Origin of the sequence: Streptomyces anatolicus (genome assembly GCF_019400875.1) — a bacterium.
Lineage (GTDB): Bacteria > Actinomycetota > Actinomycetes > Streptomycetales > Streptomycetaceae > Streptomyces > Streptomyces anatolicus.
On record NZ_WMBF01000584.1, the window covers coordinates 1 to 3,542 of the forward strand.

The window sequence follows — 3,542 nt, forward strand, 5'->3', positions numbered from 1 at the left end:
CCTCCCACCCCGCGACGCCTCTCACAGCACCCGCTTGTCCAGCCACTCCGTCAGGTCCTCCTGGACCTCGTCGCGGTTGGTCTCGTTCAGGATCTCGTGGCGCGCGTCCGGGTAGCCCTTCCAAGTGAGGTCCTCCACCCCCACGTACCGGAAGTCCTCCAGGAGTTCGTGGACCAGGCTCATCCGCTGGTTGCAGGGGTCCTGCTCGCCGACCGCGACGTGGATCGGCAGATCGTCGGGCACGCGCGCGAGGTTGCGCGGATCGTTGATCTTGCGCACGCCCCGGACCCAGTCCAGGGAGAGACCCGCCGAGAAGGCGAACCCGCAGCGCTCGTCGGCGGCGTACGCATCGACCTCCTCCTCGTCCCGCGAGAGCCATTCGAAGCCGGTGCGGTGGGTGTACGCGTCGTTGAAGGAGGCGAAGAGGTCGGGGACGTACGAGGAGATCGCGGCGCGGCCGTGCTCGGCGATCTCGCGTTCCAGGCGCGCGATCGAGCCCTCCGGATCGGCACCGGGCAGCGAGCGGAACGTGCCCGTGAGGATCAGTCCCGCGAGGCCGTCCGCGTACTCCTGGGCGTAGTCCCGCGCGAGCATCGAGCCGAGGCTGTGGCCCAGGAGGAAGAACGGGAGCCCGGGGTGCAGGGTGCGCACCTGGTCGCCGATGGCCTTGAGGTCGTCGACGATCGCCCGCCAGCTGTCGGCCTCATCGGAGCCGTCCGCTCCGGAGGTCACGCCGTAGCCGCCGGTGGCCTGCGCGGTGGCGCCGTGCCCGCGGTGGTCGGAGGCGACGACTCCGTAGCCGTGCGCGGCCAGGTGGCGGGCGAACCGGTCGTAGCGCAGGGCGTGTTCCGCGGCTCCGTGCGCGATCTGGACGTAGGCGCGCGGCCTGCCGTCGGCCGGGAGCCAGGTGTACGTGGCGACGGGTACGCCGTCGGCGGCGTTGAGCAGTCCGGCGGTGTAGGTGGCGGCGGAGGGGGTGTCGTCGGCTCGGTCGGACATCGCGCGGGCTCCCTGGGGTGGCTTGCTGGGATCTGCTGCGTTCGGTGTGATCCTCCGCCTCAGCCTCCCCCGCACGCGAAGCCTCATGCCGCCCACGCGCGCGTGGGCGGCGGCGCCGGCGGCGCCGGGCTACTGACTCGTCGCGGACGTCTCGCCGAAGTCCTTGCCGAAGCGCCCGCCGAGGCGTTTGTAGAAGAGGGTCGTCGGGTGGAGGGTGCCGGCCGGGTCCGTCGCGTAGTCGGGGATGGTTCCGGCCCGCGTCCAGCCCGCCCTCTCATAGAGCGCTTCGGCGGGGCTGCCGGTCTCGGTGTCCAGGACGAGGAGGGTCACACCCGCGTCCGCCGCCGCTTCCTCGGCGGCGGACAGGAGGGCGCGGGCGAGGCCCCTCCCGCGCGCGGAGGGGTGGACCATCAGCTTGGCGATCTCCGCGCGGTGGCGGCCGTTGGGCTTGTCGGTGAACGCGAGGCTGACGGTCCCCGTGATTCGCTCCGCGTCGTGTGCGGCCCAGACGGCGAGGCGCCCCTCCTCGACCGCGGGAGCGAGCCCGCGCCACCAGGCGGCCGCGGCGGTACGGTCCAGATCCGCGAGGAAGCCCAGCGAGGCACCGCCCCGCACGGTGTCGGTCAGGAGGCCGGCGAGATCATGCGCGTACGCCAAAAGCCTGTCCGCGTCGAGGCGCGTCGGCGACACGGCGACGGTCACGGCTTCACGACCACGAGCGCGTAACGCACGGCCTGCTCCCCCAGGCAGCGGAAGCGCGACGGGCCCCACAGCCGGTAGCGCAGGCAGTCGCCGGTCCGCAGGGAGTGCGCCTCCCCCAGCACCGTGACCTCCAGGGCGCCTTCGAGCACCCAGATGTGCTGTTCGAGGCCGGGCACGGGCGGTCTGTCGTAGTCGATGTCGGCGCCCGGCTGCAGGCGGCCCTCGACCAGCTCGCCGCGCATCCCGAGGTGCGGCGGCGAGACCGACCAGCGCATGAAGCCTGCCTCGTCGTCCGCCCAGACCGCCTGGTCGACGGCGCGCACCAGCTGCGCGGGCTCGGCCTCCACCTCGCTCAGGAGCTGCGACATGGTCCGTTCGTAGACGGCGCAGAGGCGGTTCAGGAGGGCGGCGGTGGGGCTGATCTCCGCGCGCTCGGCCCGGGACAGGGTGGAGCGGCTGATGCCGCTCAGCTCGGCCAGCTCGCCCAGGGACCAGCCGCGTTCGGCGCGCAGCTCGGACAGTCGGGCGGCGAGGCGCGCGTCGACTCCTTCGTGTTCCATATTCGGCACGATATCCCGCATGTGGGACGCCAGCAAGGGTGACCTGAATCTCTCGGCACCCGGCAGATCTGGATCCCGCCCGGGCGGCCGTGGCCGCGTGGCGTCCGGGCTCAGCTCGCCGCCTCCCCGAGGGCCGTGAGGACGGGCCGGATCAGCGGGTGTTCCTCCGCCCCGCACCGCACCGCCGCGAACACCCGGCGCGTGGGGGCCGCACCTTCCACCGGGCGCACCACCGCGCCCGACACGTCCATGCCGCGCAGCGCCGAGCGCGGCACCAGGGCGACGCCCGCACCGGCCGAGGCGAGCGCCACCACCGCGCGGAAGTCGTCCGACCAGTGCTCCAGGAGGGGCTGGAATCCGGCCTGTTCGCAGGCGAGGACGACCACGTCATGGCAGGGGTTGCCCGCGAAGGGGCCGATCCAGGCGTCCTTGGCCAGCTCGGCCAGCGGCACCCGGTCGGCGTCGGCGAGCCGGTGACCGAGCGGCAGCACCGCGTCGAACGGCTCCGCGTACAGGGGTACGCGCGTCAGGCGCGGGTCGTCCGCGCCGGGCCCCCCTCGGTACTCGACGGCGACCGCGACGTCCACCTGCCGGTCGAGCACCATCGGAAGGCTCGCGTCGCCCTCCGCGTCCTGGACCCGGACCCTGATGCCGGGGGCGGAGACGGCGAGGCGCGCCAGGGCCGGGCCGACGACCAGGCCGATCCCCGTGGCGAAGGAGGCGACGGTGACCGTGCCGGCCTCTCCGGAGCTGTACGCGGCGAGTTCGGCCTCGGCGCGCTCCAACTGGGCAAGGACCGCGTTCGTGTGCGTCAGCAGGATCTCTCCGGCGGCCGTCAGGCGTACGCCGCGCGCCGAGCGGTCGACCAAGCGGTGGCCCGTCTCCTGTTCAAGCGCGGTGAGCTGCTGGGACACCGCGGAAGGGGTGAGGTACAGCGCGGCGGCAGCGGCGGTCACTGTGCGGTGGTCGGCCACCGCTCGGAGGATGTGCAGCCGCCGCGCTTCGATCATGTGCCCGATTCTCCCAAACCGGGGGCCTCGGCCGCACCACCGGTCACGCCCGGGCGAGCGGCGGGCCGGGTCGCCCGGGCCCACCCGCGCCTCCGGTGCCTTCCGCGCCCCAAAATCGGTCGACAGGCGAGGCCGCGAAACCGCACTGTGAGGGCTCCGAGCGATCGCCGACCTACGAGCACCGACCTACGAGCACCGAGCACCGAGCTACGAGCACCGATCACAGTCCTCCACCGCCGACCAGGAGTGTCCTTGGCGACCGAAAGTACCC

The 3,542-nt window shown here is 73.2% G+C and carries 4 protein-coding genes; all 4 read right to left on the reverse strand.

All coding sequences use genetic code 11. The features are described from left to right. Nucleotides 1-21: 21 nt before the first annotated feature. Entirely contained in the window at nt 22-999 is a 978-nt protein-coding gene (locus GKQ77_RS29900; protein ID WP_219692246.1) for an alpha/beta fold hydrolase, read from the reverse strand. A 129-nt stretch (nt 1,000-1,128) separates the two neighbouring features. After that, entirely contained in the window at nt 1,129-1,689 is a 561-nt protein-coding gene (locus GKQ77_RS29905; protein ID WP_219692249.1) for a GNAT family N-acetyltransferase, read from the reverse strand. An 8-nt stretch (nt 1,690-1,697) separates the two neighbouring features. Next, nucleotides 1,698-2,261 carry a helix-turn-helix domain-containing protein gene (locus GKQ77_RS29910; RefSeq protein WP_372460022.1) on the reverse strand — a complete coding sequence of 188 codons (564 nt, stop codon included), beginning with the start codon at nt 2,259-2,261 and terminating at the stop codon, nt 1,698-1,700. Between the two features lie 110 nt (nt 2,262-2,371). Next, nucleotides 2,372-3,271 carry a LysR family transcriptional regulator gene (locus tag GKQ77_RS29915; RefSeq protein ID WP_219692248.1) on the reverse strand — a complete coding sequence of 300 codons (900 nt, stop codon included), beginning with the start codon at nt 3,269-3,271 and terminating at the stop codon, nt 2,372-2,374. Nucleotides 3,272-3,542 lie beyond the last annotated feature (271 nt).

Excerpts from the sequence above, each read along its gene's own strand:
- GKQ77_RS29900 (WP_219692246.1), bottom strand. The coding sequence starts at position 999 with ATGTCCGACCGAGCCGACGACACCCCCTCCGCCGCCACCTACACCGCC.
- GKQ77_RS29910 (WP_372460022.1), bottom strand. The coding sequence starts at position 2,261 with ATGGAACACGAAGGAGTCGACGCGCGCCTCGCCGCCCGACTGTCCGAG.
- GKQ77_RS29915 (WP_219692248.1), bottom strand. The coding sequence starts at position 3,271 with ATGATCGAAGCGCGGCGGCTGCACATCCTCCGAGCGGTGGCCGACCAC.